Below are 26,096 nucleotides of genomic sequence, written 5' to 3'. Positions count from 1 at the left end.
CAATGTTAGCCTTTGAGTTGCATCAGTGTTTTACCGGTCATTTCAGGCGGCTGTTCCATTCCCATGATATGTAGCATGGTTGGTGCTATGTCACAGAGGCGACCACCTTCAACGGGCTGTGCGTCGCGGCCCACATAAATGAAGGGTACTAAATTGCTGGTATGTGCTGTGTGAGACTGGCCAGTTTGATGATCAGCCATTTGCTCTGCATTCCCGTGGTCAGCAGTAATTAAGCATTCGCCGCCAAATTCTTTGAGTGCGTCTACAACACGACCTACCGATGCGTCGACAGCTTCACAAGCTTTTACTGCAGCGTCGAAGTTACCGGTATGACCTACCATGTCGCCATTCGGGTAATTACAGATAATTACGTCGTACTCGCCCGACTCTATCGCACTAACTAATTCATCAGTCAGCTCTTTAGAACTCATTTCCGGTTGCAGGTCGTAGGTGGCAACCTGAGGCGAAGGAATAAGCACGCGTTTTTCGCCGTTAAATTCTTCTTCACGACCACCGCTAAAGAAGAAGGTAACGTGTGCATACTTCTCGGTTTCAGAAATGCGTAGTTGAGTTTTGTTGTGCTTTTCCAGCCATTCGCCCAAAACATTGTTTAAGCTTTCCGGTGGGAAGGCTACAGGAGCGTCGATGTCTGCCGCGTATTCAGTAAGCATGATAAATGAACTTAATACTGGGGCTTCGCGGTTGAAGTGATTAAACTCCGGTTCTACAAATGCACGAGTAATTTCACGCGCACGGTCGGCTCTGAAATTCATAAAGAATACAGCGTCACCATCGACAATAGGTGTAGCGTCTGCAAGCCAAGTAGGTTTAACAAACTCGTCAGACTCACCGCGCTGATATGCTTGCTCTAAACCTTCTGATGCGGTATTTGCTTGTGCCTCGCCCTGACCCTTCACAAGCAAGTTCCACGCTTGCTCAATGCGCTCCCAGCGGTTGTCGCGGTCCATAGCAAAGTAGCGACCACACAAACTGGCGAATCGAGCACCTGGAATAGACTTAAATGCTTCTTCGAAACGCTTAATGCTCTCGCCAGCAGATTTGGGTGGGGTATCGCGACCGTCTAGGAAAGCGTGCACTTGGATGTTTTGTGCACCTTGCTGATGCGCTAAACGGACCATGGCAAGTAAATGATCTTCATGGCTGTGCACACCGCCTGGAGAAAGCAAACCCATAATATGCACGGTGTTTCCTTTTGGTATCGCACCTTCAAGGCCACCCAGCAATACTGGGTTTTCGTTGAAGCTACCGTCTTCAATCGCTTTGGTAATGCGTGTGAAGTCTTGATAAACGATGCGTCCAGCGCCAAGGTTCACATGACCTACCTCAGAGTTACCCATCTGCCCGTCTGGTAAACCCACAGCCATGCCTGAACCGTCAACCAACGTATTTGGAACGGTTTGATAGAGTTTGTCTAGAACAGGGGTATTGGCATAGTTAACTGCATTGTCAGGCGCGTCTTCGCGAACGCCCCAGCCGTCGAGAATTAATAGCACTAGCGGGTTTTTACGAGATGGAACCGATGTCATGTGAACTCCTCACCGATAATTTGTCCCGTAGTTTACTTTATTTACGAATAACTCGCATCTGTAACCTAGATTTTTTGCTGATTCTAAATGCGAGAGTAGGTATACTCTGGCGCTGTTATATTTTTGTATGGATCGAAGGCTTAGTAACCTTGGTTATTGCGCCAAATTCAAATGACCAGAGTCGAAGTTAGGAGCGGTCATGGACTCATTTATTCAGTTTGCTACTGAGCACTATATTTTAAGCGCCCTTTGGTTAGCGGTGTTTACTTTTCTAATTGCCGACATTATTAAACGTCGTTTTTCTACGGTAACCACATTGTCACCACAGCAAGCTACTATTGCAGTGAATCGTGGCGGTATATTTGTAGATATTCGTACCGACGACGAGTTCGCCGGCGGATTTATTCACGGCTCTAAGAATATTCCATTGGCGAAAATTCGAGCGGGTGAAACAAAAGCGCTTGATAAATTCAAAGACGCCCCCATTGTTACCGTATGCAACTATGGAAATAGTGCACGAACAGCGGCGTCGCTGCTTGAAAAGGCTGGCTTCACCAAAGTTTCAGTTTTGCAAGGTGGCTTACAGGGCTGGCGCGGTGCGAATATGCCCCTAAGCAAGAAAAATAATAAAAAATAAGACATTTAATTCTTTTAATTTGAACATTTAAGGTAAATATCATGGCTGAAGAACAGCAAAACAATGCCGCTGCACAAGGTGCAGACCAACAACAAGAACCTCAATTCGCTATTCAGCGCATCTACGTAAAAGATGTTTCTTTTGAAGCGCCTAACTCTCCAGCGATCTTCAAGAAAGAATGGAAGCCAAACGTAAGCGTTGATATGAACGTAAGCAACAACAAGCTTGAAGATAACCTTCACGAAGTTGTGCTAACACTTACTGTGAAAAACACCATTGGCGAAGAAACAGCTTTCCTATGTGAAGTGTCTCAAGCGGGTATTTTCGCGGTAGGCTCTCAAGTTCCTGAAGAGCAACTACCTCAACTTCTAGCTGCATTCTGCCCGAACATTTTGTTCCCTTATGCACGTGAAAGCATTGCTAACCTAGTTAACCGCGGTACTTTCCCGCAGTTAAACCTTGCTCCAGTAAACTTTGACGCAGTTTACGCGCAACACTTACAGCAGCAACAAGCCGCTGAAGGGCAAAAACTGGACGCGTAATGGTTAACGAATCGAGCACACAAAGTGTCACGGTTTTAGGGGCGGGGTCTTATGGCACCGCCCTTGCTATCTGTGTGGCACGAAAAGGCGTTCGAACCTTATTGTGGGGGCGTGATCCGAAAGCCATAGAGCAAATGGCCGCGACCCGCAAAAATGAGCGCTACTTAGGTGATATTGAATTACCTGAGGCGCTAGAACCTTGTGCTGACCTAGCAACAGCGGTAAAAGCTTCCTCTATCGTTTTAGTGGTGGTGCCGAGCTATGGTTTTGCGGAAGTGTTGCAACAGATTAAACCACACCTAAGAAAAGACGCTCGTATTGCATGGGCGACGAAAGGTTTAGAGCCGAATACTGGCAGATTCCTGTCTGACGTGGCCACCGAGATACTTGGACCAGAAGTACCTTTAGCTATTTTGTCGGGCCCTACCTTTGCAAAAGAAATGGCTCAAGGTATGCCAACTGCGATTGCGGTTGCAGCTACAGAAACTCAATTTGTAGCGGAACTGAGCGAAACCTTACATTGCGACAAGTCTTTCCGTGTATATTCCAACGACGATTTTATCGGTATGCAACTTGGTGGCGCGGTGAAAAACGTTATTGCCATTGGTGCTGGAATGGCCGACGGGGTTGGCTTTGGCGCCAATGCAAGAACAGCGTTGATCACTCGCGGTTTAGCCGAGCTTACTCGACTTGGACTAGAGCTAGGTGGTAAGCCCGAAACCTTTACCGGTATGGCTGGTTTGGGTGACCTTATTCTTACTTGTACCGACAATCAGTCGCGTAATCGACGTTTTGGTCTCGCAATTGGCCAGGGCAAGTCGGTTGATCAAGCTATGGAAGAAATAGGTCAAGCGGTAGAAGGCTACCGTAATACCAAAGAAGTTTACGCATTGGCGAAACGTTACAACGTTGAAATGCCCATTGTGGAGCAGCTTTACCAAGTAATGTACGAAGGTAAGCAACCTGTCGAAGCCGCTAAAGCATTGTTAGGGCGCGCGCGCACCAGCGAGTCGTTGTAGCTTCATAGCAGTCCTCGCTCAGCAAAACTTACTGATTCTCCGGCTCCAATTACGAAGTGGTCTAAAACCGCTACGTCGATGGTTTGTAGGGCATCTTTTATTCGGTCTGTTACGCGTCGGTCGGCTTGGCTAGGTTCTGCCACGCCACTCGGGTGGTTATGGGCTAGAATAATTGCCGCGGCATTGTACTCAAGAACTATTTTTACAATTTCTCTAGGGTAAACAGGCGCTGCATTAATAGTGCCGTAGAACAGCTCTTTGTAATGTAGTAGTCGATGTTGGCTGTCTAATAGCAGTATGGCGAAAACTTCCCTGGGTTGATGGCGCAACTGAGAGGCTAAATAGTCTTTCACCATGTCGGGCCGTGTGAAGCCTTCCCCTTTTTCTAGCGTGCTGGCTAAATAGCGCCTAGATATCTCCAGTACGACTTGTAGTTGCATACAACGAGCAGCACCCACACCTTTAAGTTTTCTCTTTTGTGCTTCGGGAAGCGAGAGTAAAGGACCAAGGCCACCGCTGTCTTGTAGTAGCGTTCTACTCCAACTCATGACGTCTGTGCCAGCAGTTCCTGTGCCGAACAATACTGCGAGTAGTTCTGCGTCGCTTAACGCTTGTGAGCCATATTTAGCGAGTTTTTCTCGAGGTCTTTCCTCTGTTGGCCATTCTCGAATGTGCATATTTCCTCCATGAAATAAATTTGATCACGCAACTCCGCTTGCTAGGTATCGCCAAGTCAAGTCTGAGCGTGTTAATCTAACGTAAGGACTCACTTCCAATAGAACAACTATGGCTAGCCTAAAAAATTGTAATCTATTGCTGATTGTTACGGGTGGCATCGCCGCCTATAAAACACCAGAACTGGTTCGTAGACTGCGTGACCAAGGTGTAAGCGTACGCGTGGTTATGACCAAAGGCGCGCAAGCGTTCATTACTCCGCTTACTTTGCAGGCCGTTTCTGGACACCCTGTGCACGACGACTTGCTCGATCCGGCTGCAGAAGCTGCAATGGGTCATATTGAGTTGGCGCGTTGGGCCGATCTAGTGGTTGTCGCACCTGCGAGTGCAAGTGCTATTGCAAGGCTGGCGCATGGTCATGCCGACGACTTATTCAGCACCTTGTGTTTAGCTACAGACGCGCCCATTGCCGTGGTGCCTGCTATGAATCGCTTAATGTGGGCTGCTCCTGCGGTGCAGCGCAATGTCGAGTTGCTTCAGCAAGACGGTAAGCTTATGTGGGGACCTGCAGAAGGTTCACAAGCCTGCGGCGAAGTTGGCGCGGGTCGAATGATAGAGCCGGCGGACATCGTAGCTAACGTAGAGAACTTTTTTCATACAACGGCTCATTTAGAACCTACCGGTGAACTTGCAGGACAGCATGTAGTGATAACTGCTGGACCTACACGTGAAGCTATCGATCCTGTGCGTTATTTGTCGAACCATAGTAGTGGGAAAATGGGATTTGCGTTAGCTGAAGCAGCGGCATCTGCGGGAGCTCAGGTAACCTTAATTGCAGGACCCGTACAGTTAGATACACCACCCGGTGTTGATCGCATCGACATACAAAGTGCTCAGGAAATGCTGGAGCAAGTTCAGCGGGCGTTACCAGAAAGCGACATCTTTATTGGTTGCGCAGCTGTGGCTGACTTCCGGGCTATGGAAGTTGCAGACAATAAAATGAAGAAGTCTGCAGAGCAAAATGAAATGACCATTACGCTCACTAAGAACCCAGATATCTTGGCGTGGGTTGCAAGTCAGTCGAACCGTCCCTTCACGGTTGGTTTTGCGGCAGAAACACAAAACGTTGAAGAATATGCGACGCGTAAGCTTCGTGCGAAAAATATCGACATGATTGTGGCGAACGACGTCAGCAAAAGTGGACAGGGCTTTAATAGCGACAATAACGCTGTTGAGGTGTACTGGCCACTAAACGACAAAGAACATGGACATGAAGCTTTCGCTTCTCGTTCAAAACAAAACCTAGCAAAAGACCTTATTCAACTCATTTATAAAAAGAAACAACATGGCTAACAGTATTGACGTAAAAATTTTAGATCCTCGCGTGGGGAAAGACATCCCTTTACCTGAATATGCAACTTCTGGCTCTGCTGGCATGGACTTACGTGCGTGTATTAGTCATGCGGTAACTTTAGAACCAGGTCAAACAGAGCTTGTAGGTACCGGTTTGGCGATTCACATTGGCGACCCGAAACTAGCGGCGACTATACTTCCGCGCTCTGGGCTAGGCCATAAGCATGGCATTGTATTGGGTAATTTAGTGGGCTTAATAGACTCGGACTATCAAGGCGAGCTTATGGTTTCTGTTTGGAACCGAGGAAACACTACATTTACGATTGAGCCCGGTGAACGTATTGCGCAGTTGGTTATTTTACCTGTGGTGCAAGCTGAACTTAATTTGGTGAGCGACTTTGACGAAACCGACCGCGGCGAAGGTGGTTTTGGCTCCTCTGGCAGACATTAATTCATCAAGGAATAGCAATGGCAGCAACACGCACGCAAAACCGCAAGGAAGAGATTTTAGGCACCTTAGCGCAAATGTTAGAGACCAATATTGGTCAACCCATTACCACTGCGAAGTTAGCGAAGGAAGTTGGCGTTTCTGAAGCGGCGCTTTATCGCCACTTTCCGTCTAAGGCAAAAATGTTCGACGATTTAATTAATCTCATCGAAGATATTTTGTTGGGGAGCATGAATCGTTTATTCGAAAACGAGAAAGACACCATGCAACGTGTCCGCGGTATGGTGCATATCATTTTGAATTTCGCCGAACAAAGCCCTGGGATGAGTAGAGTACTTACGGGTGAAGCGTTAAACGGTGAACATGAACGTTTACGTGCGCGAGTGGTTGCCTTATTCGACAAGCTAGAAAGTCAGATGAAGCAGATTTTGCGAGAACGTAAATTACGCGAAGGCGTTGAATTTACCACCGACGAATCTATTTTGACCAATGTAGTTATGGCTTATACCGAAGGAAAACTTTTACAGTTCGTTCGATCTGGCTTTAAATTGCGGCCTACGGTACAATTCGATACCCAATGGCAACTCATTGAAAGGCAGTTGCTAGGGTCATAATTTCGCCCTTTTTTCAGAAATCGCTTGCTTTTTTGGCGAGATTTTTGTATAAATTGCGCCCTCGAATTTATGGGTAAAGCCATCAGGGCTACAGGCGAGCTGCAAGCAATTTCGGAGTAAAGATAATGTCTCGAGTATGTCAAGTAACAGGAAAGCGACCAGTGGTTGGTAATAACCGCTCACACGCGAACAATGCGACCCGCCGTCGGTTCCTGCCAAACCTACAATCTCACCGTTTCTGGGTAGAAAGTGAGAAACGTTGGGTGAAACTACGTGTTTCAACTAAAGGTATGCGTATCATCGATAAGAACGGTATTGATTCTGTTCTTGCTGATTTGCGTACGAAAGGTGTCCGGGTTTAATACCGGCTAGAACGAAAGGAATTTAACAATGCGCGATAAGATTCGTCTAGTTTCTTCTGCTGGTACTGGATTCTTCTACACCACAGATAAAAACAAACGTAACATGCCAGAAAAATTTGAGATCAAAAAGTTTGATCCAGTTGTTCGTAAGCATGTGATGTTTAAAGAAGCGAAAATCAAATAATAAAAGCCCGGCTTGCGCCGGGTTTTTTGTATCCATTCGAAATTGCATGTTACCCAAGATTATTATTAGAGCACGTCGAATTCGGCTGTTTTTCTTCGCGGTCATGCTTTCTTATGTGCCGCCTTTCCTCTTTCTGTTGCTTACAGGGCAGGGCATTTACCAACACGGCTATCATATTCTTTTGGTTTTACTTGCGTCGGGCGTAGCGACCGGAGCCGGCGTGAAATCACCTCGCCTTGGTTTCTTTTTAGTCGCCTCAATGAGCCTTAACGTGGCAATTCTTCTGCTCGATGCTGCCGGCGTTCGGCTACCGGCAAATATTTCGATGGGCGCATTAGTACTGCTGGCACTCAGTGTGCTTATGTATTATTTAGCCTGGGGAATGGTGCTCTACTTGCGCTGGAGAATTAAGCAAAAGAAATAGCTATCTTGCCGGGTCAATGCGAAACCCTGTTGAGGTGTTGTGCCGGAACCAACCAGTTAGGCTGTAGCGCAATCGATTGCTCACTTTAACTTCATGAACAAAACGGTCGCTTAAGAAGACCACGAAGCAACCTTGTTTAGGTAAAACTGTTTCGAGTACTTTCCCCCGCTCACCATAAATGACCAATTCGCCACCATTTTCAGGCTGCCAGTCTGGGTTTAGGTACAGAATAGTACTGAGCACACGATTAGAACGCCCCTTAAAGGCGTCTAAATGCTTCTGGTAACGACTACCCGGCGCATAACGTGCAAAGTGGCATTCGTAGTCGAATAAGCCCATAAAAAGGTATCGGTTGACCGACTCGCGAAGTTGTTCCATACGGTCGAGCCAGAACATTTCCTGCTCGGTACGTTGGGTTAGCCAACATATTTCGTCGCTACGAACATGGGTATTGACGGTGTGTTGTTGTTCTCTGCCCACCCCCGCTAAGTGCCAGAAACCTTGCTCTAACGACTCAACATAGTGATAAAGTGCATTTGCTTCTTCCTCGGAAATAAAGTCAGGCACAATTGCATAGCCAACGTCTGCCAATTGGTCTGCAATTTTTTCGAATTCAATCATGTATATGTCGCCTGATTCACTTTAATCCCGCTAATGCGTATGATGCGGCTAATATAGTGCTATTTTAAAAGAATACATAGCAATTTTAATGGTATCACTACCGGACACTACTATGGCAAAGCAAGACAGTCGGCCCGAAGACCAGAGAACGATTCTAGGTTTCACCTTAACTAAAAGAGGTTGGAACAATGTACTGATTTACTTGGTACTTGGTTTAATGTTCGTGTTTTATTTTCTCGGGCATAAAAGTGGCGACATTGCCGGTCAGCAAACCGTAGAGCCGTTTACAGATCAAATGATTGTCGAAATAAGTGATCAGCAAAGCCATTGGATACGCGTTGGTGCGAGCTGGCAACAACGTTCGGGTAACTCGATGGACCCAGAAATTTTTCGACGTTGGTTAAGCGCATGGCAGCGTCTGCAACTCGAGCCGTCTGAGCAGCTATTAGCAGGTGAAGAATACGTAATAGAAATTACGCTAGCGGATAACCCAGAACCACTGCGTATTGGCGTTTTTTATCAGAACAATGAAGCTTTAATGGCTATACCGGGTGCAGATGTAACTTACCGAGTAATTGCGCCTGAAGCAGAACAATTAAAACCGCAGTAATGAGTAATTAAACATGCCTGAATTACCTGAAGTAGAAGTTAGCCGTCTAGGTATTTCGCCGTTTCTCACCGGTAAAACTGTAAAAGCCGTGCATATTCACCACCCTCAACTGCGCTGGCCTGTTCCTTCCGAAGTGAAATCTATTGTCGGTGTGCCGATCATAAACGTGCATCGTCGAGCCAAATATCTTCTGCTCGAGACTGAGCGCGGTACTGTAGTGTTGCACTTGGGTATGTCGGGCAAGTTGCGAGTATTGCCGGAAGGAACGCCTTTGGTTAAACACGACCATATCGAAATTATTACTCAAGATGGTCAAAGCTTGAGACTCAACGACCCAAGACGCTTTGGAGCGTGTTTATTCCAAGCTCCAGAGGAAGAGCTAGACATGCTTGCCAAACTCGGTCCTGAGCCTCTCTCAGAGGCTTTTGAGAAGGATCTTTTATTCCGTTTGTCGCGTGGGAAAACGTCGCCGGTAAAAACCTTTATCATGGACAACCATGTCGTTGTGGGCGTCGGTAATATTTACGCCAATGAGGCGCTGTTTATGAGTGGTATAGACCCGCGTAGGCCGGCGGGTAAAATTAGTAAGGCACGTTACGTTAAGTTGCACCATGCAATTCAAACAGTGCTTGCACGTGCGATAGAGCAGGGTGGTACTACACTTAAAGACTTTAGCCGAGCAGACGGTCAGCCCGGCTATTTCGCCATTGAATTACAAGTGTATGGACGTGGCGGAGAACCTTGCGTGCAATGCGATAAAACCCTAAAAGAAACGCGCATTGGGCAGCGTAGCTCAGTGTTTTGTACGAGCTGTCAGCGTTGATGAACTATATTATTCAGCACTTCTAAAAATTGCGCTTGCTCATTTAGAAATGGTGTATGCGCACTATTTTCGAACATAAAGCTTTGGTCCTGAGCTTTATTAAACGCGTCGCGCTGCTGTTTTGGCACTAGGCTGTCTTTACTGCCGTAAATACGCGTTGATGGAATAGATAGCCTTTCAAACTCGTTGCGTAAGTCGATTTGTGAAAGCCATTCAAGTCCAGCTGCAAGTGCTTCTGGGTGGGGTTGTGCGGTGCTTTGTAAAATAGCTTTTAGCTTTTGTATGTCCTTTCTAGCACTTGGGCTACCCATGGCCTGTACTGCTAAAAATCTTTCTGTTGTGGCACGAAAGTCTTGCTTGAGTTGTTTTTGAAACATCGCGAGTACGTTCGGCTGAATACCTTTCCAGTTGTCCTCGTGCATAAACTTTGCAGTACTCGCTACCCACGTTAAATGGGCAAATAACTCTGGTTGTCGGCTTGCAAGGGCTGTGGCAAACAGGCCGCCCATAGACCAACCGAGTAAATGTATCTCGGTATTGTTGTGCTCTGCATGAAGCTTAAGTATTAGGGTTTCTAATTGGTCTACGGCAGCTTCAAACTTAGCATAGTCACTGTGCCAACCGCTCTCGCCAAATCCTGGAAGGTCGACGGTAATCACGCGATGAGACTGGGTAAAAGTAGGTAAGATCGGCTCCCACACAGACTTGTTCATACCCCAGCCGTGAATCCACAACCATAAAGGGCCTTCACCTTGTACGTTAAACGCTAAATTATTTGTCATTGCGTCTTTGCTGCCACTAAACCTAATGAATAAGGAGCGAGTATGGCACAAAGGACCTGGCAAAATAAATTAAAGCTACGCTGGCGCAACATTCAAAGGCCTTGCGCTATGTGCGGTGAACTTACCCGAAGGTATCTGTGTTTTTGTTGTGTAAAAGACTTGCCTTTAGTACCCGCTAAAAATTTGGTGGGATTGTTGCAAGTTCATCGTTCAGGCTTGTCGCCATTTCGCGCCGCATTAGCACCGCTTTGGTATCACCACTCGGTACCTCGGTTTATACACGACATAAAGTTTCGTGGAGCGGTCGAGTATTTGAATGTAGTTAGCCCATTTGTTGTTGCTCAGGCTATAAGGTTTTACAGCACACATCAGTTAATGATGCCGCAGCTACTCATTCCCGTGCCTATTGCTCCGCAAAGGCTAAGCGAACGAGGTTTTAATCAAGCAGAGCTCATCGCACAGAAAGTAGGTATTGCGCTGGGTATTGATGTGAAGTCATTAGTGGGGAGGCAAACACACCAAAAGGCGGCGCATCGCATGACCTTTAATGAACGAACTAACCTAAGCTTAAAAGAGTTCTATCGTACTGAAGAGGCATGGCCTGAGCAGGTGTCTCGCGTTGCCATTGTTGACGACGTGATGACGACAGGAACGACATTAACCGCGGTCAAAGCTTTGCTAAAACGAAAGAATATAATTGTGGATTGTTGGGCGGTGGCTATAACACCACCGCCCAAATTCCAGGAGGGAGAGGTTTAGTGACTATGTTCACTTTCCTCAATTGCGGCTTGCTCTGCAGTTGCTTCTTCTTCGCTCACCCGGCCATTAATGTACTGTGACCAGAAAATGGCGTTACTTAGTAATTTAGATGTACCCCAGAAGAAAGCTCGGAAGTTGAGGTTGTCGGCAAAACCGATAACTCGACCTGAACCGTAGCGGTGCGCGATAATCGAAGTCTTACCGCTCAAGACATTACGGTTACCCTCTGAAGTAAAGCCTGCAAGCACCGGTGTTTCACTGTAGCGTGCAACATCTACAAAAGGTGATTCGCTAGGTTCAAACGCAAGCGTGCTGTTCTTAAATACAGGCAGTTGTTCGCGAGAAAAGCCCACCATAAGCGGATGCGTAAGGTCTACGTCGCTGTTGAAGATTGCGCCTGCAATACGACGTTGCGAGTAGTAATCGCTGCTTGCAGCGTAGTTTAACCCTTCAGTAGGGAACTGCTCGTCGAAAGTTTCGTCTGACACAACGGTAGCACCAAGAATCTCTTGTTCTGCCATCCACTCTGCACCACCGCGTTGACCGATAAGAGTACCTCCGCTTCGTGTCCACTGACGTAACGCGTTGGTCGCACCTTCAGACAATCCGTTATACCAGCCGTGAACCATAAGAATATGAGTATAATCGTCTAGGTTAACTCGGGTTAAGCGATCAGTTTCTACCATAGTAACCGGCAGGTTTACGTGGCGGTCGAGGTAGTACCAAGCTTCACCTGTTTCTTGTAGGTGCGCACCGTCACCCATCACAATAAGCACTTTAGGCTGAATTGCTGGGTCGATACTGCGGCTACCTATATCCATGCCTGTGGTTGGTGTTAAGCCACTAGTTAACGTGGCGACACGAATTTCGTTGGCGTCAGCTTGTTCTGCTAACACTGACTGAACTTCTGTCCATGGTCTTTGTTGGTATGCACGCGTAACAATCACCGCACCATTAGGGAAGCTTTGTTCGCCTTGTGGTGTGCTAATGGTCATCTCTTCAAAGGCTAGGCGAGCGTGGATGTTTTCACGTTGAAGTGCTGTCAGTAAGCGCGGTGCAAAATAAGACTCCCATCCAAATACATAGCCTACGCGTGTTTCCCCAAGCTGGTTGGCTTCAAAGTCGTTGTTATGTTGCCACGCTTGCTCAGAAAGCTCGAAGCGACGGTTAGTACGCACCGCTTCAAATTCTACGTTAAAGGCATAAGGTAGTGTCCATGCAGACACGTCGTAGAAGGTGTTGTTCGGGAAGTCTTGCTGAGTGCTAAACGCGCCCTTAAGAAGACGGTAATTACGCTGACGTACAGGCACAAAGTAGGCTTCTCCAGGGCGGTAAGTGGTACCGTCGTTAGTGAATTCCTCTGTAACTGGGTAAGCGTGAATACGGTGCTGCGCTAAGATGTTTAATAGCTCTTCTAGACGCGCAGGATCTTGAGGTTCACGCAACATATAACCGTCATGGCGTTCACGACGCGCAAGTTCTAAGTTGTCTTTGAAAAAGCGTTGCTGATAGTCCAATAAATGGTCTCTGTTCTCAACAGCTCCGCGAAGCGTAGACAACGAAGTAATGAATTGGTTTTTGATGGTGAATGGGAAAGCAACCACACCATTGACAGAGTCTTGCACGTGTCCACGACTTGAGGCTTGCTCAAATAGAATACCTACAGTGCCTTGGGCGTCTGGGTAGCTAGAGCCTTTACCGTAGTAGAAATCGTCGAACGACTCTTCGGTGTAGTACAAGCTATTTAGTTCGTCTAACGCGTCTGCATGATACTGCGCAATTAAACCAGTCAACTCCACGTTTTCGTCAGGTGTGTCTGGATTCTTACGTGAAGGAATGCCTGGTTGGAAGAAGTATGTTGAGTCAGTGCCCATTTCGTGATGATCGGTTAACACATTGGGTAACCAATCTTGGTAAATCTTCACACGTGCACGTGACTCTGGGTGCTGTAGAAGCAACCAGTCACGGTTTAAGTCGAACCAATAATGATTCTGACGACCGCGCAGCCAGCTTTGCACATGTTCAATGTGATTACCGTCGGTGTTCGAGGTCATTGCACGGTACTGGTTTGCCCACTGTGCGAAACGCGATGAGCCGTCTGGGTTCAGCGAAGGGTCAACTAAGATTACATGGTTGTCTAACCAAGACTCGATCTCTGCACCCTCGGCAGCTGCTAGATAATATGCGGTTAACAATGAAGCATTGATTCCTGAAGACTCGTCGCCATGAACGCTAAAGCCTAAATAACTGACAAGCGGTGCTTCGGTAGCGTCTACTTCTTGTGAAGGGTCAGACACGGCCATGTGAGCTTGACGCATTTCCTCTAAGCGGCTTTGGTTTTCTGCGCTTGAAAACTTAGCGATAAGAAGAGGGCGGCGCTCATGCGTGTAGCCAGTCACTTCTAATGTCATGCGGTCTGAGCTTTCGGCGAGTATTTCAAAATAACGCACTAATTGGTCGTGGCGAACATGCCATTGACCAACTTCATAACCTAAAACTTCACTAGGTTTTGGAATGTTAGGGTTATATTGGACGTGGTCGGGTAAGTAATAGTCGAGTGTTACATCGTCGATGTTTTCACCACCGTCGTAAGCGTTAGCGCTTATCGGAAGGTGAGTAGCTAAAACAATACTTGCTAGAGTTAAGAACTTGCGAAACATGCTTGGTCCTCGGTTATTTTATATGCTCTCAAGCTATCAAATATATGCTTATCGTACTAGCTCATCACTATGCAACGCCGTTTCTTTGCGATAAAATAAATCCTAGTAATTTAGTCGGGTATAGAAAGGGGTTGTTACTTCTTTCTGTACGCAAGATGTATCAGTGGTTAGGTGGTGAGACATGATTCGTATTTCAGAGAGTGCCCAGAAGCATTTTCGTGAATTGCTTAAAAATCAGGAAGACGGCACAAACATTCGAGTGTTTGTGGTGAACCCAGGTCGTGCAGACGCGGAATGTGGTGTGTCTTATTGTCCACCTGATTCAGTTGAAACAGATGACACGATTCTTCCGTTCTCTGGTTTTGATGCTGTGGTCGATGAGCAAAGTGCTCCGTTTTTAGAAGACGCAGAAATCGATTTTGTCGAACAAGATTTAGGTTCGCAACTCACGTTGAAGGCGCCGAATGCAAAAGCGAAGAAAGTTGCAGACGACGCACCTTTAATCGAGCGCGTGGAATATGTGATACAAGCTCAAATTAATCCGCAATTGGCTGCTCACGGCGGTAATGTGGTGATTACTGAAATTACCGACGATGGCATGGCTATTTTGCAATTTGGTGGTGGTTGTAATGGCTGCTCAATGGTAGATATGACTTTGAAAGAAGGCATAGAGAAACAACTTCTTGAAGAGTTTCCGAACGAGCTAAATGGCGTAAAAGACGTAACCGAGCATTTACGCGGCGAGCACTCTTACTACTAAGATTGCTGTTTTTCGAGCTCAGAAATAAGCCCAGAAGGTCCGTGTTCAAGATCATTCTGGGCTTCATTAAACTTCACGCCAATCGTCAACTGCTCACCTTCTAATTTAGAGCTCCTAATTTCCCCCGGAATAATTCGCTTGTCGCCGCCAATACTAATCACAACGGGCAACTGCTTCACTTCTTTGTTGCGTGCCTCTTCACCAAATACGAACCGACAACCCCCACTAGATATATCAACTATGTTTCCGTGGTAAGACGGTGAGCTTTCTTTATCTCTTAACCTGATCACTGCTGGAATTTCAGTGGACGCGCGTTGCTGGTTGCGCAAAGGTCTATGGTGAATTTCATCAGGGAAAGTTAGGAAGATAATTCGGTCTGGCTGGCGCACAGAATGTTTTATTTCGGTTTTAAACGCTAAACACTCACCTACTAAGTCTTCAACGAGAAAGCGCACCACCGCCGAGTACCCAATAAGCGACACCGGAGTGCTGTTGTCTTCTTCATATCGAAGGATAATATATTGACCAATACGAAAACCGAGTAGTTCGGCACGCATACGGGTTTGCTTTTGGTCAAGAAGTTGAATGGATATACGGGTGCCAACATCGATTTTCCTAAACCAATGTTGAGAACTTTGAAGTTCGTCGATAGTTATAACGTCTATCATAGTTTCGGCCAAAATCCCTGCTGACTTCTACAAATCTTTACAAAAACTTATACAAGAAAAGTGATCTTGTCCATCTTTTAACCGCGTAGTGGGAGTTGCTGACAACCATTAAGAGGAAAAAACAATGAACAAGATCACAACAGTCTTAAGTGTTTCTGCTCTCGCTTTAGCCCTTTCGGCTTGCGACGACAGCGACGGTCCTACAATTTTAGAACCTAACCCTCCAGAACCCGGTGACTCTTATGTTCGCGTGCATCACGCCGCGGCAGATGCCCCACGAGTTAACGTTGCCGTAGACGGAGAAATCTTCCTTGAAGATGTAGATTATCAGGTTTCTTCTGGCGTAACTATGGTTACTGAAGGTACATATAGCGTCGGTGTAGATGCAATTTTGCCAGACCAAACGACACCGACAGTCATTGGTCCGGTCGATTTAGACCTAGCCGCTGACATGCGTTATGAAGTAGTAGCACTAGGAAGTGTGGCTGACGAAACGTTAGAGCCGCTTGTGATTGCAAACGAAGTTTCTGACGTTGCTTCGGGTGAAGCCCGTATTCAAGTGCTGCATGGTTTAGAAGGTGGTCCAACGGTTGACGTATTCTTAACTGAAGTTGACGCTGACTTAAGTATGGCGCAACCAGCCGCTACGTTGGCTTACCAAGATTACACTCCACAAGTGGACGTGACGGCCGGTGAATATCAAATTCGCGTAACCGTTTCTGGTGACACCGATACAGTGGTGTTTGACTCAGGTGCGGTAATGCTGGAAGACGGTGCGGATTTATTCCTGACAGCAACCGCAAACGTCGCAGCGAACACAACTGATCGCCCATTAGCGCTGCTAGTTGCTGATGGTGCTGAGTCTTCTGTTCTTTACTCTCAGGACACTGGTGCAGACGTGCGCGTAGTGCATGCAGTATCTGATGCACCGAACGTTGACGTTTTAGTTGACGGTGCTGTAGCTATTTCAGACCTCGCTTTCCCGGATTATGCAGGTTACGTGAACCTAGCTGCAAATACCTATGACATCGCGGTAACGCCAACAGGTCAAAACGGTACAGTAGTGATCGACGCAGCAGACACTGCATTGGCCAATGCGCAGGCATATAGTGTATTCGCTGTGGGCTTGCTAGGGGACTCAACAATTACTGCCGCTATCTTGGCTGACAGTAATCGCCGTGTAGCAACAGAAGCTATTGTGCGCATTGTGCATGCATCTCCAGCCGCTGGTGAAGTTGACATTTATGTAACTGCAACTGACGACATTTCAGAAGCAGACCCAGCATTTACAGCGGTAGACTTTGATGCAGCAGCGTTGCAAAGCACGGGAAATGTAGCGTTAACGCCGGGTGAGTATTATGTAACGGTAACGCCAACAGGCAGCAAAACAGCAGCTATTGGTCCGATTATGCTAGACCTACAAGGTGGTGGCTTATATACGGCAGTAGCGGTTGACCCAAGTGCAGGCGGTACATTACCGCAGTTGATTCTGATGGATGACTTAGATCAGTAATCACAAGCTGATAAGTGAAAAAAAACGGGGCCTCGAGCCCCGTTTTTTGTTTTAGTCTGGCCAACTTCCTTGAGGATCGGGTCGTATCCATTGTTTAGAAAACCAATAGAAGCGCTTCGGCTGCGTTTTGCTGGGTGTAGTGCAATTATAGCGCGAGCGACCTATGGGAATGTCATTATTGGCTTGAATGTAAAATCTATTGTTGCCCACCCATGTTGGACTCACCGGCTCGCCACCCACGAAGCACTGTAGTTGATGCTGATGAATATCGTCCATTTCTAATGTCACGCCTAGCCCAGGCCGTGTTTGGGAGTGGGTTAATAGCGTGTCGCTAAAGTTTACTCGAAGTGTAGGGAGGTTCAGAGCTGCCATTTTTACACTAAGCGTTTCCAAATTGGCGTAATTACCTGAAGCTGGAAAACGCGGAATTGCTTGCGGGTCGCTGTACTTCCCATACGCGCCAGAATGCTGACCTAAGCCGTGAAAGTTTAAGTCGGCTAGAATGTCGCGAAGTCTATTGTTGTACTCGCCGAAAGGGTAAGCAATTAAGCGATTTTCTACACCGAGGCGTTGCTCTAATTCTTCTTGTGCAGAGAGAAGGTTGTTGCGTATACGTTCTTCCCATTGCTGCCAATTTTCACCACTTTGTCGACGTGGCAAATGCGCGTGATCGATCGAGTGATTGGCTATGGTCACACCTTTACTCTTTAGTTCCTCAAGTTGTTCCCAACTCATAAACGACGTGGGAGTTTCTCGAATAACCTCAGTGCTTACGAAAAGTGTCCACGGCATATTAAAACGCTCTAGCATTGGTGCGGCGTTTTCGTACAGGTTTAGGTATGCGTCGTCGAAGGTTAATGCGACGGCTTTTTCAGGCAGTTCAGTACCTTGCTCTATGGCATGAATGGCGTCGGGTAGCGACACCACGTTAAAACCGTTGTCTTGTAAATATTGTAAGTGAGCTTCAAATTCTTCGGGGGTCACACTGGTTACGCGAGGTGTGTCTTCGCTAACGTGATGATACATTAGAATAGACACACTTGGAGTTGCTGCCTGTACAGTAACAGCTGAAAAGCTAAGTGTAATCCAGAGTAAGAGTTGGCTTGCTGATATTTCGCGGAAATATTTCATGAAGTACCAAAAACTCCGTAATTTTTAAGTATGTGTGTTTAGGGGAGTAACCTTTGACTAAGCAACCATTTCGATACCATGCCAAGCTATTGGCTATTGCCTTGCCCATGGTTATCTCGAATATTGCCGCCCCTCTTCTTGGCCTTGTTGATACAGCCATCATAGGGCATTTGCCCGACGCTATCTACTTAAGCGCTGTTGCTGTTGGCGCTATGGTCGTTTCGTTTGTGTATTTACTTCTTATCTTCCTGCGCATGTCGACGACAGGTCTAGCTGCACACGCTTATGGTGCAAGAGACCGTGAAAAGCTTCGTAATGTTTGGGTCGACGGCGTGACGACAGCAGTTGTATGTACCGGCGTTATTTGGTTGCTTAAACCTGCTATTTTGGCGCTCACGTGGCTATTAGTTGAAGCATCACCGGATTTACAAGTATTAGCATCGAGCTATATCAACATTCGTTTTTGGAGTGCGCCTGCAGCACTCATTATGTTGGTTAATTTGGGTGTTTTATTGGGCATGCAAAAAGCCAAACAAGCGATGGCTTTGGTGGTTATTACTAATGCTGTGAATGTTGTAGGTGACGTTGCTTTTGTCATCTACATGGATCTGAATGTAGTGGGTGCGGCTTGGGCAAGTGTGTTGGCAGAGTGGGTAACTGCGCTACTTGGGACAATATGGGTTGTTCGCGCTATTGGCATATCTTTTTCGAACTTTGCTCGCCCTTCTTGGGCTAGGCTCTCAGCGCTCACCTCCATGAATAGCGATATTTTTCTTCGTTCTGTGTCATTACACTTATGTATGGCCATGATGACCGCTTGGGCGAGTTACTATGGCCAGGTTTATGTGGCGGCAAATGCGGTATTACTGCAATTTCTCATGCTGATTTCATTGGGGCTGGACGGCGTTGCTTATGCTGCAGAAGCTCTGATTGGCAGAGCAAAAGGGCGTCACAGTAGTTCGCAGGCCAAACTGTGGTTTAGGGTGAGCCTGCAGTGGTCTATCGGCTTGGCGATTTCGTATAGTTTAGTGTTCCTTGTGGGCGGTCGTTTTATTGTAGAGCTCATTACCAATATTCCAGAAGTTGTGAATACGGCACTTACTTATTTGCCTTGGGTTGTGGCTTTACCGTTGGTAGCGCACTGGAGCTATTTGCTCGACGGCGTGTTTATTGGTTTGTCTGCGAGTAAACAGATGCGAAATAGTATGATGATTTCTGCATTTGCAGTGTTTCTGCCCGTTTGGTGGTTTACCCAAGACTTTGGAAACCATGGTTTGTGGCTAGCGTTATGTTGTTTTATGGCTGCACGGGGATTATCGCAGTGGTGGCTTACTTATAAACACAAAATGTTAGAAGTTGGTCTAAACTAATTGAGAACACTTTTTAAAACAAAAACTAAGAAGGAAATCCACATGAAATATTTAGTGTTAGTAGGGGCGTTAATGTTGGCTTTGGTAAGCTTTAATACTTCCGCGAATGAACAAAGCGAAACCTTAGTGAGTAACGCTTCAGCTTTAACTGTTGACGCAAATGAGAACGTTACAGCGCTGGCAGTTTCAGAAAGTGAGTTAATGGAACTTGAAAATGCAGCGTTAACGGAAGAAGAGTTGCAAGAAGTAGAGGGTGGACAAAACTCTGAAATGGCAGTGTTCCCAGCTATTTATATTGGCGTTGTTGCTGTAGCGATTATTGCCGTAGCGGCTCTATAAAACTGTAATCGTGAAGTTAGTACACGCTTTATTTATACTTCTATTGAGCATCCTTTTTACAGGGTGCTCAATTGTTTCTTCAGTACTTCCAAGTCCGACAGATCGGTATGAGCAAGATATTTCTGACCTGACGTTAACGAGGCAGCAGCAGCCTAATGACTGTGGCATAGCCGCACTTAGTACAGCGTTAAGTGCTTGGAATATTGATCTGAATATTGAAGAGATCTACGAGAATACACCACCGTCTGCCGAGGTGGGTTACTCTCTATCAGAATTACAAGATATTACCGAGTCTTATGGCGCAAACTTTGTTGCCGTTAACGCTGACTATGCCTTTATAGCGCGTCAGACTGGCTTAAAAAGGCCCGTTCTTATTCCTGTATTCAGACCCAGAGAAATGCGAGCAACGCTCTTTATGACACCGGCAGCAAAAGAGCAAATCGTGAAGCTGTGGTGGCGTGAGTCGGTGACGGGACCTCTGAATCATTATCTAGTCGTTCTTGCTGCAAACGAAGAGGAAGTTTATTTATTCGATCCAGCATTCGGTGATTTTGTTATTGCGAAAGACACCTTCGAACGCCAGCGGCAGCAATGGTCTACGATTGCTGCACTGCCATTTACGCGAAGTTAAAAGCCCGAAGCACCAACAATTTTTTGAAAATCTGACACAAAGGTTTCGGGTTCTATTGTGTAATATTCACCCGGCCGTTGAACCGGTTGAAAAATAGCGTGCTGTTGGCCATTGGGGTTTACCAAAACAATAGCTGCACTGTGGTTCACCTCGTATATCTCTTGCTCTTCTTCGGGTACTGAATACATCATGCCAATACTAGTTACGAAGGGGTAGAGCTCAGGATGCTCTGCTCGAACTCCAACAAATCCGTCCCCAAAAAAGTTTACGTAGCGAGCTACTTGCTCTAAATGGTCACGCTTTGGATCCACCGAAATCATCCACACTTCTATAGGCAAGTCGGTCGCTTCCATTAATGCAGGCATATTCGACTTTAATAACGACATCGTAGTTGGGCAAATGTCAGGACAGTAGGTGTAACCCGTGAACAGTAATGTCCAATGGCCTTGTAAATCTTCGTTCGCTGCTACTTCGTCTTGGGTACTTTGTAATTCAAATTCTGGAATGCCCCGAGGCGTGTCGTATATTCGAGCAGACTCAAGCGCAGGAGGCCCTCCGAACAAAGAGGTCGACAAATAAATGCCACCTACCAATGCGGCACCAAGTACAAGAGCAATTAAAAAACGGTTCATACAGCTACCTAATTAAAATATGTAGTGGTCGACCAACAGCAAAATAAACAGCGCCATTAAGTACCAAATTGAATACTTAAACATGTTGTATGCAGTGTGTTTTTTCGGGGAGTATTTCAATTTCCACGCGTACACCAAAAACCCTATATTTAATGCGGTAACGCCAACTAAATACAATAAACCGCTCATGCCAATAAGGTACGGCATAATGCACACCGCAGTTAACAATACGGTATAGAGCAAAATACACGTCTTCGTAAACTCGATACCATGTGTAACCGGAAGCATAGGAATTTCAGCGCGTTCGTAGTCTTTAGCACGGTGTACCGCTAACGCCCAAAAGTGTGGTGGCGTCCAAGTAAAGACAATCATGACCAAAAGTAGCGGGTAAGCGTGCATTTCGCCCGTTACAGCAGTCCAGCCCAGTAGCGGCGGTGCAGCTCCAGCAAGTCCGCCGATCACAATGTTTTGTGGTGTGGCACGCTTCAAATACATGGTGTAAATAAACGCATAACCCACCAAGCTCGCTAAGGTTAATACGGCAGTAATTTGGTTCACAAAAACCGCTAAAATTAAGTAACCCAGCGCTCCAATGGTGGCGGCGAAAGTAAGCACTTTAGCCGGAGATAGTGCTCCGGTAGGAAGTGGACGTCGTAACGTACGCGCCATTTTAGCGTCGATATGACGGTCTACTAAATGGTTCACCGCTGCGGCAGAGCCCGACATTAAACCAATACCTGTTAATGCGGGAACGAGAATGTCCCACGCAACCCACGTAGGCGTAGCTAAACACATTCCCACTACGGCGGTGAGAAGCAATAATGCCACAACTCGAGGCTTGGTAAGTTCTAAATATTCACGCCAGCTAGCGCGACGAGACATCGCTATGGAGTTAGCCATGAATCACCTCCTTGCGGTCTAGTTTATAAATGGCATAGGTAAGCACTAACACGCTTACCAAGAGTAAAGCGCCCACGAAATTATGAGCAACAGCCACAAATAAGGGCAGGCTTAACGTTACGTTCAGAACACCCAATGTAATTTGTGCAACAAGTAAGAAAGTTATAATTGCCGCCATGCTAGTAAACCAACGTGTTTGCGCCTTTCGCCATAGTAAAGACAACAAAGTTAGCACTGCTACGGTGACGAAGATAGCGCCAATGCGGTGGAAAACATGCATAGTCATTCGTTCTTCATAAGGGTGAATACCAAATTCATAGGTATCAGCCTCTTCTAATGTGAAAGCACCTACTACTTCAAGGTTTTCAGCCCAGTTGCCCTGGCAAATTGGAAGCTCTGTACATGCTAACGCCGCATAGTTGGCTGCAACCCAGCCTCCCAGCGCGATTTGGCAAGCAATAAGAACTAATGTCAGCACACAGAAAGGTAATATTTTACGTAGCGGGGTGTCGACCGGGCTAGGTTGGAAGTTTGACTCTCTTAAATACAAAAGAGTAAGCAAGCTAAAGGTTGTAAACCCACCGAGTAAATGTCCCATAACAATTGCAGGTTGCAACATCATGGTTACGGTCCACATACCCAGAGCAGCCTGGAAAATGATTAACCCGCCTAAAAATAGTGGATGTTTGAACGGCTTGTCTTTCTCGCCTTTCATTCGACGACGAATAGCTAAAGTCACAATGGCAAAGATGACGAGCCCTAAAATACCCGCAGCGTAGCGGTGGATCATTTCGTTCCAAGCCTTTGCGTGGTCAATATTCGCCGTTGGGAAAGCTTCTTGTGCGGCTTGCATCCTAGCTTCGTCCGTAGGAACGGTGGCAAAGCCGTAGCACCCTGGCCAATCAGGGCAACCGAGGCCCGCGTCTGTAAGGCGCGTATAAGCACCTAAGATAATGACGATGGTCACTAAAGCTACTGCAATTTGTACGAGTCTTTTCATTGTTGTTTTCCTCGGTACTACTTAACCCACACGGGACATCTTGAGCATTTTCTTCAGATCTTTTAGCAGGTCCCTAGCTTGCATAATCATATATTCACGATCAGCAGAACCTTCATACCACATCACAATATTCCCGACTGGGTCGATAATGTAAAGGCTATTCGCAGGCAGCGTACTTAACTGCTCGTAAGTGTTTGGAAGTGCTTGATATACCACATTCGAGTCAGCTGGAAGCTCGGGTAAGTCGTCGTGCATAGTAGGCAAAATACCTACAGGTGTGACACGGTCGGTCATACGCCCTAATGCATGGTCGGTTTGACTGAGTACATACAAGCCACTGTCGCATGGTGCGCCACATCCTTCGGGAACTTGCATAGCAATTCGCCATGTATTCGGTAGCTGCTCGTTCTCTAATTCTTCAATTTTCAGGGGTGGGGTAATGAGGTTCCCAAGATTTGAGGCTCCTGAGTTATACCAGCCCATCTCAAAAAATAATTTAGCCACGGCAACAGGAAGAATGAAAATAGCCGCTACGATAAGTAGTGTGCGTCTGTTTTTTGTTTGTTGTGGTGTAGACATACTACGAGTCCTTAATGCTTGAATGACGTACTCGGCTAGCGAGTAGGAAAATAATTAGTGCAGCAAGCGCTAATCCGAACCATTGCACCGCGTATGCGTAGTGTTTGTGCGGTGGCATTACGACAACAGGCCATTCCCGCACCCACTGTGTTGCTTCTGAGCTCTCTTCTTGCGGTAAAAGTCGCACCATAAAGTCACTCACGTTAACGCTATCGTGCCGCTCTTTGATATGACGTTCCAGAACGGTTAACTCAGGGTATTGAATTCGAACGTACTGCTGTTCTGCATTTGCTGGCGCACTTTGCTCACTGAGTAAAAATGGAGCTTCTGGAATATACACTCTGCCCACAAATTGCGCTGTGTCGGATAATTGAAATTGTGGCATTTCGCTGCGTGTTTCGAGGGCAGCTATCCAACCGAAATTAACAGGTATGGTTAGTGAGCTGTCAGTTAGCTTAACGGGCGCAATGACATGGTAGCCCACTTGGCTATTATGAATTTGGTTTTCTACTAAGAATATAGGTGCTTGCTGGATACTACCGGAAAAGGCAACCCATTGGTCTTGTCTGGCTGAAAACGTGTGTGCGTTGTCAGCTGAAAGGGTAACTTCCCCTTGTGCATTGGCTGCTGAATTGCGGTCGATAATCGCTTGTTTTTCTTCTCCGCGAGATATTTGCCAAAATCCGAGCTTGATCATCAACACGATCGCAAGCAAAGTAAGCACTAAAGCAAACGGATTAAGCTTAAAATGAGAAGAACCAATGCGAAGGACTGCCATAACTACCTTTGAGGACCTACCGTGCTAAACATTATTTTAAAAGTGCTGTTAGTCGCACTACTGCTTTATGTCATTGTGAACTTATTTAGAGGCTTGTTCTCTGCCTTTAGTAACAACCCGGAACGTTTGCCTATGTCTCATTACATTGGTCGTAGGGTGCTTTTTTCTGTTGTTGTTATTGTGCTTGTTATTATTGCCCTAAGTAGCGGCATTATTGAACCGAATCCACGCCCCTACCCATAGGGGCGCGATTCATTACATGTTCCCTTATAAAATATAAACGAACACGAACAAGCAAATCCAAACCACATCTACAAAGTGCCAATACCAAGCGGCAGCCATAAATGCGAATTGGTTGTCCTTGTCAAAGTGCCCCGCAAGAACACGCCCGAACATGACGATAAGCAAGATTGCACCAAGCGTAACGTGTAGTCCGTGGAAGCCAGTTAACAAGAAGAATGTATTACCATAAATCCCTGACTGTAGCGTTAAACCTAAGTCGTGGTATGCGTGGTAGTACTCGTATCCTTGGAAGAACAAGAACACTAAACCTAAAGCGATGGTAATAAATAACCATGTTTTAAGGGTACCGCGCTTGCCAACTTCTAAGGCATGGTGCGCGAAGTGTAATGTTACCGACGAAATAACGAGAATAATGGTGTTGAGAAGCGGTAGACCAAACCAGCCCATAGCTTCGGTAGTTGTACCGTCTGGGGTAGTTGTGAGTGGCCAGATGGCTTCAAATGTCGGCCAAATAATCTCGCCGGTCATTTCGTTATTGCCTGCACCACCTAACCATGGCACAGCAATCATGCGTGCATAGAATAGGGCGCCGAAGAACGCGAGGAAGAACATAACTTCCGAGAAAATGAACCAGAGCATACCTTGACGGTAAGACTGGCCTAATTGGGTGTTATATAGCCCTGCGCGTGACTCACGAATTTGGTCGCCAAACCAGCCGACTAGCATTATTACTAAAACAAGTAAGCCTGCACCTAGTACATAGTGGCCAAAGCCGGCTTCTTCTTTCGAATATTCAATAGTGTAGTGACCTGCACCAAAGGCAATAAGGCCAAGTGCGATAGCGCCGATAATCGGCCAAATGCTTTGATCAGGTACGTAATATTTAGTTGGATTGTGTTCTGTACTCATAAGTATTCCTTACTCCGAACGACTGGCCGTTTGGCCGGACTGCGCTTGGTCGGTGATGTCATACATCACATAAGACAGTGTGAGGCGCTGAATTTCTTGAGGTAAATCTGGGTCAAGGAAAAAGCGCATCGGCATCACTGCAGTCTCACCGGCCGTAAGAGGTTGTTGCTCGAAACAAAAACATTCTGTTTTATTCAGGTAAAGTGAAGCTTCGCCAGGAGAAACCGAAGGTAGTGCTTGTGCCACACGATTCGTTGAACTGTGGTTATCTACAATAAAGTTCACTACCTTAATTTCCCCAGGATGCATTCTGACCGACCGTACTTCAGGTCTAAACGACCACGGTGCACCACGGTCGGCTCGGGTTGTAAATTCAACCGTAACCCACCGCGACTCGTCTACTTGCATACCCTCGCGTTCAGCTGCCGCTGTATTTTTTGTCGTGCCGTTAAAACCTGTAAGGTCGCAAAACTTTTCATACAGCGGAACCAGCGCGAACCCGAACGCGAACATAATGACTACCGAAGCCAAAAGCTTGGTAATAATGCTGCTATTTTCTGAATTCGGGTTTTGCTGGCTCATA

32 protein-coding genes are annotated in these 26,096 nt (G+C 46.5%); 18 read left to right on the top strand and 14 right to left on the bottom strand.

What is annotated here, in order from left to right; translation table 11 throughout:
- Positions 1-5: 5 nt before the first annotated feature.
- Positions 6-1,547, bottom strand: a complete 1,542-nt coding sequence (gpmI, locus tag DQX04_RS08115; RefSeq protein WP_111915384.1) for a 2,3-bisphosphoglycerate-independent phosphoglycerate mutase — start codon at positions 1,545-1,547, stop codon at positions 6-8.
- A 199-nt stretch (positions 1,548-1,746) separates the two neighbouring features.
- Between gpmI and DQX04_RS08110 the strand changes: the two genes are divergently transcribed.
- From DQX04_RS08110 to gpsA, 3 genes are read left to right on the top strand one after another with little or no spacing between them, the layout of a single operon-like run.
- Complete coding sequence (locus DQX04_RS08110) at positions 1,747-2,184, top strand: rhodanese-like domain-containing protein (RefSeq protein ID WP_111915383.1); 438 nt, start codon at positions 1,747-1,749, stop codon at positions 2,182-2,184.
- A 41-nt stretch (positions 2,185-2,225) separates the two neighbouring features.
- Positions 2,226-2,726, top strand: coding sequence for a protein-export chaperone SecB (gene secB / locus DQX04_RS08105; RefSeq protein ID WP_111915382.1), 501 nt, complete (start codon positions 2,226-2,228; stop codon positions 2,724-2,726).
- Complete coding sequence (gpsA, locus tag DQX04_RS08100) at positions 2,726-3,745, top strand: NAD(P)H-dependent glycerol-3-phosphate dehydrogenase (protein ID WP_111915381.1); 1,020 nt, start codon at positions 2,726-2,728, stop codon at positions 3,743-3,745. The genes secB and gpsA overlap by 1 nt, the downstream gene beginning before the upstream one ends.
- Positions 3,746-3,747: 2 nt before the next feature.
- Here gpsA and radC read toward each other — a convergent pair whose 3' ends face one another.
- A complete protein-coding gene (gene radC, locus DQX04_RS08095) occupies positions 3,748-4,422 on the bottom strand; it encodes a DNA repair protein RadC (RefSeq protein WP_111915380.1) in 675 nt (224 codons plus the stop codon).
- A 109-nt stretch (positions 4,423-4,531) separates the two neighbouring features.
- Here radC and coaBC point away from each other — a divergent pair, with 109 nt between their 5' ends.
- The 6 genes from coaBC (at position 4,532) to DQX04_RS08065 (ending at position 7,805) form a co-directional block, all read left to right on the top strand.
- Positions 4,532-5,773: a bifunctional phosphopantothenoylcysteine decarboxylase/phosphopantothenate--cysteine ligase CoaBC gene (gene coaBC / locus DQX04_RS08090; RefSeq protein WP_111915379.1), complete on the top strand. Its 1,242-nt coding sequence runs from the start codon at positions 4,532-4,534 to the stop codon at positions 5,771-5,773.
- Positions 5,766-6,224 (top strand): dUTP diphosphatase, encoded by a 459-nt coding sequence (gene dut / locus DQX04_RS08085; RefSeq protein ID WP_111915378.1) that lies wholly within the window; start codon positions 5,766-5,768, stop codon positions 6,222-6,224. Before coaBC ends, dut begins: the two co-directional genes overlap by 8 nt.
- A 17-nt stretch (positions 6,225-6,241) precedes the next feature.
- Positions 6,242-6,835, top strand: a complete 594-nt coding sequence (gene slmA / locus DQX04_RS08080) for a nucleoid occlusion factor SlmA (RefSeq protein ID WP_111915377.1) — start codon at positions 6,242-6,244, stop codon at positions 6,833-6,835.
- A 125-nt stretch (positions 6,836-6,960) separates the two neighbouring features.
- The gene (gene rpmB / locus DQX04_RS08075) at positions 6,961-7,197 is read left to right on the top strand and encodes a 50S ribosomal protein L28 (RefSeq protein ID WP_111915376.1); all 237 of its coding nucleotides are present in this window, start codon (positions 6,961-6,963) and stop codon (positions 7,195-7,197) included.
- A gap of 28 nt (positions 7,198-7,225) precedes the next feature.
- The gene (gene rpmG, locus DQX04_RS08070; protein ID WP_007420939.1) at positions 7,226-7,381 is read left to right on the top strand and encodes a 50S ribosomal protein L33; all 156 of its coding nucleotides are present in this window, start codon (positions 7,226-7,228) and stop codon (positions 7,379-7,381) included.
- Between the two features lie 46 nt (positions 7,382-7,427).
- On the top strand, positions 7,428-7,805 hold the full coding sequence (locus DQX04_RS08065; protein ID WP_111915375.1) for a hypothetical protein: 378 nt from the start codon (positions 7,428-7,430) through the stop codon (positions 7,803-7,805).
- Here the strand turns inward: DQX04_RS08065 and DQX04_RS08060 are convergent, their stop codons facing one another.
- Entirely contained in the window at positions 7,806-8,426 is a 621-nt protein-coding gene (locus DQX04_RS08060; RefSeq protein ID WP_111915374.1) for a 2OG-Fe(II) oxygenase, read from the bottom strand.
- Between the two features lie 112 nt (positions 8,427-8,538).
- Between DQX04_RS08060 and DQX04_RS08055 the strand changes: the two genes are divergently transcribed.
- On the top strand, positions 8,539-9,036 hold the full coding sequence (locus tag DQX04_RS08055; protein WP_111915373.1) for a hypothetical protein: 498 nt from the start codon (positions 8,539-8,541) through the stop codon (positions 9,034-9,036).
- Positions 9,037-9,049: 13 nt separating this feature from the next.
- Positions 9,050-9,859, top strand: a complete 810-nt coding sequence (gene mutM, locus DQX04_RS08050) for a bifunctional DNA-formamidopyrimidine glycosylase/DNA-(apurinic or apyrimidinic site) lyase (protein WP_111915372.1) — start codon at positions 9,050-9,052, stop codon at positions 9,857-9,859.
- Here mutM and bioH read toward each other — a convergent pair.
- Positions 9,850-10,641, bottom strand: a complete 792-nt coding sequence (gene bioH, locus DQX04_RS08045; protein WP_111915371.1) for a pimeloyl-ACP methyl ester esterase BioH — start codon at positions 10,639-10,641, stop codon at positions 9,850-9,852. The genes mutM and bioH overlap by 10 nt on opposite strands.
- 42 nt (positions 10,642-10,683) lie before the next feature.
- Between bioH and DQX04_RS08040 the strand changes: the two genes are divergently transcribed.
- The gene (locus DQX04_RS08040) at positions 10,684-11,400 is read left to right on the top strand and encodes a ComF family protein (RefSeq protein ID WP_111915370.1); all 717 of its coding nucleotides are present in this window, start codon (positions 10,684-10,686) and stop codon (positions 11,398-11,400) included.
- On the opposite strand, the gene DQX04_RS08035 is transcribed toward DQX04_RS08040, so the two are convergent.
- Positions 11,397-14,060: a M14 family zinc carboxypeptidase gene (locus DQX04_RS08035; protein ID WP_111915369.1), complete on the bottom strand. Its 2,664-nt coding sequence runs from the start codon at positions 14,058-14,060 to the stop codon at positions 11,397-11,399. The genes DQX04_RS08040 and DQX04_RS08035 overlap by 4 nt on opposite strands.
- Before the next feature lie 181 nt (positions 14,061-14,241).
- Between DQX04_RS08035 and nfuA the strand changes: the two genes are divergently transcribed.
- Positions 14,242-14,820: a Fe-S biogenesis protein NfuA gene (gene nfuA / locus DQX04_RS08030; protein WP_111915368.1), complete on the top strand. Its 579-nt coding sequence runs from the start codon at positions 14,242-14,244 to the stop codon at positions 14,818-14,820.
- On the opposite strand, the gene DQX04_RS08025 is transcribed toward nfuA, so the two are convergent.
- Positions 14,817-15,488: a PilZ domain-containing protein gene (locus DQX04_RS08025; protein ID WP_111915367.1), complete on the bottom strand. Its 672-nt coding sequence runs from the start codon at positions 15,486-15,488 to the stop codon at positions 14,817-14,819. The two genes, nfuA and DQX04_RS08025, sit on opposite strands and share 4 nt — an antisense overlap.
- 124 nt (positions 15,489-15,612) lie before the next feature.
- Here DQX04_RS08025 and DQX04_RS08020 point away from each other — a divergent pair, with 124 nt between their 5' ends.
- A complete protein-coding gene (locus tag DQX04_RS08020; RefSeq protein ID WP_111915366.1) occupies positions 15,613-17,001 on the top strand; it encodes a DUF4397 domain-containing protein in 1,389 nt (462 codons plus the stop codon).
- A gap of 51 nt (positions 17,002-17,052) precedes the next feature.
- On the opposite strand, the gene DQX04_RS08015 is transcribed toward DQX04_RS08020, so the two are convergent.
- Positions 17,053-18,132 (bottom strand): polysaccharide deacetylase family protein, encoded by a 1,080-nt coding sequence (locus DQX04_RS08015; RefSeq protein ID WP_111915365.1) that lies wholly within the window; start codon positions 18,130-18,132, stop codon positions 17,053-17,055.
- A 53-nt stretch (positions 18,133-18,185) separates the two neighbouring features.
- Between DQX04_RS08015 and DQX04_RS08010 the strand changes: the two genes are divergently transcribed.
- The 3 genes from DQX04_RS08010 to DQX04_RS08000 are packed head-to-tail and all read left to right on the top strand — an operon-like array spanning position 18,186 to position 20,472.
- Positions 18,186-19,502, top strand: coding sequence for an MATE family efflux transporter (locus DQX04_RS08010; RefSeq protein ID WP_207916304.1), 1,317 nt, complete (start codon positions 18,186-18,188; stop codon positions 19,500-19,502).
- Positions 19,503-19,544: 42 nt separating this feature from the next.
- Entirely contained in the window at positions 19,545-19,841 is a 297-nt protein-coding gene (locus DQX04_RS08005) for a hypothetical protein (protein WP_111915364.1), read from the top strand.
- A 10-nt stretch (positions 19,842-19,851) separates the two neighbouring features.
- Positions 19,852-20,472 (top strand): cysteine peptidase family C39 domain-containing protein, encoded by a 621-nt coding sequence (locus tag DQX04_RS08000; RefSeq protein ID WP_165831968.1) that lies wholly within the window; start codon positions 19,852-19,854, stop codon positions 20,470-20,472.
- On the opposite strand, the gene DQX04_RS07995 is transcribed toward DQX04_RS08000, so the two are convergent.
- Genes DQX04_RS07995 through DQX04_RS07975 form a run of 5 tightly spaced genes read right to left on the bottom strand, consistent with a single transcriptional unit; the run spans position 20,469 to position 24,361 of the window.
- On the bottom strand, positions 20,469-21,104 hold the full coding sequence (locus tag DQX04_RS07995) for an SCO family protein (RefSeq protein ID WP_111915362.1): 636 nt from the start codon (positions 21,102-21,104) through the stop codon (positions 20,469-20,471). The genes DQX04_RS08000 and DQX04_RS07995 overlap by 4 nt on opposite strands.
- Before the next feature lie 12 nt (positions 21,105-21,116).
- Entirely contained in the window at positions 21,117-22,004 is an 888-nt protein-coding gene (cyoE, locus tag DQX04_RS07990; protein WP_111915361.1) for a heme o synthase, read from the bottom strand.
- The gene (locus DQX04_RS07985) at positions 21,997-23,004 is read right to left on the bottom strand and encodes a heme A synthase (RefSeq protein WP_111915360.1); all 1,008 of its coding nucleotides are present in this window, start codon (positions 23,002-23,004) and stop codon (positions 21,997-21,999) included. The genes cyoE and DQX04_RS07985 overlap by 8 nt, the downstream gene beginning before the upstream one ends.
- 21 nt (positions 23,005-23,025) lie before the next feature.
- Positions 23,026-23,583 (bottom strand): hypothetical protein, encoded by a 558-nt coding sequence (locus tag DQX04_RS07980; RefSeq protein WP_111915359.1) that lies wholly within the window; start codon positions 23,581-23,583, stop codon positions 23,026-23,028.
- 1 nt (position 23,584) lies between these two features.
- Positions 23,585-24,361, bottom strand: coding sequence for an SURF1 family protein (locus tag DQX04_RS07975; RefSeq protein WP_111915358.1), 777 nt, complete (start codon positions 24,359-24,361; stop codon positions 23,585-23,587).
- A gap of 21 nt (positions 24,362-24,382) precedes the next feature.
- Between DQX04_RS07975 and DQX04_RS07970 the strand changes: the two genes are divergently transcribed.
- Positions 24,383-24,604, top strand: coding sequence for a DUF2909 family protein (locus DQX04_RS07970; protein WP_207916306.1), 222 nt, complete (start codon positions 24,383-24,385; stop codon positions 24,602-24,604).
- Positions 24,605-24,628: 24 nt separating this feature from the next.
- Here the strand turns inward: DQX04_RS07970 and DQX04_RS07965 are convergent, their stop codons facing one another.
- A complete protein-coding gene (locus DQX04_RS07965; RefSeq protein WP_111915357.1) occupies positions 24,629-25,513 on the bottom strand; it encodes a cytochrome c oxidase subunit 3 in 885 nt (294 codons plus the stop codon).
- Between the two features lie 9 nt (positions 25,514-25,522).
- Positions 25,523-26,095 carry a cytochrome c oxidase assembly protein gene (locus DQX04_RS07960; RefSeq protein ID WP_111915356.1) on the bottom strand — a complete coding sequence of 191 codons (573 nt, stop codon included), beginning with the start codon at positions 26,093-26,095 and terminating at the stop codon, positions 25,523-25,525.
- Position 26,096 lies beyond the last annotated feature (1 nt).

The sequence above is a fragment of the Aliidiomarina sp. B3213 genome (assembly GCF_003290085.1).
In the GTDB taxonomy this organism is placed as follows: Bacteria; Pseudomonadota; Gammaproteobacteria; order Enterobacterales; family Alteromonadaceae; genus Aliidiomarina.
Note: the sequence above shows the minus strand (reverse complement) of the source record. Positions and strands in the feature narration are given on the sequence as shown.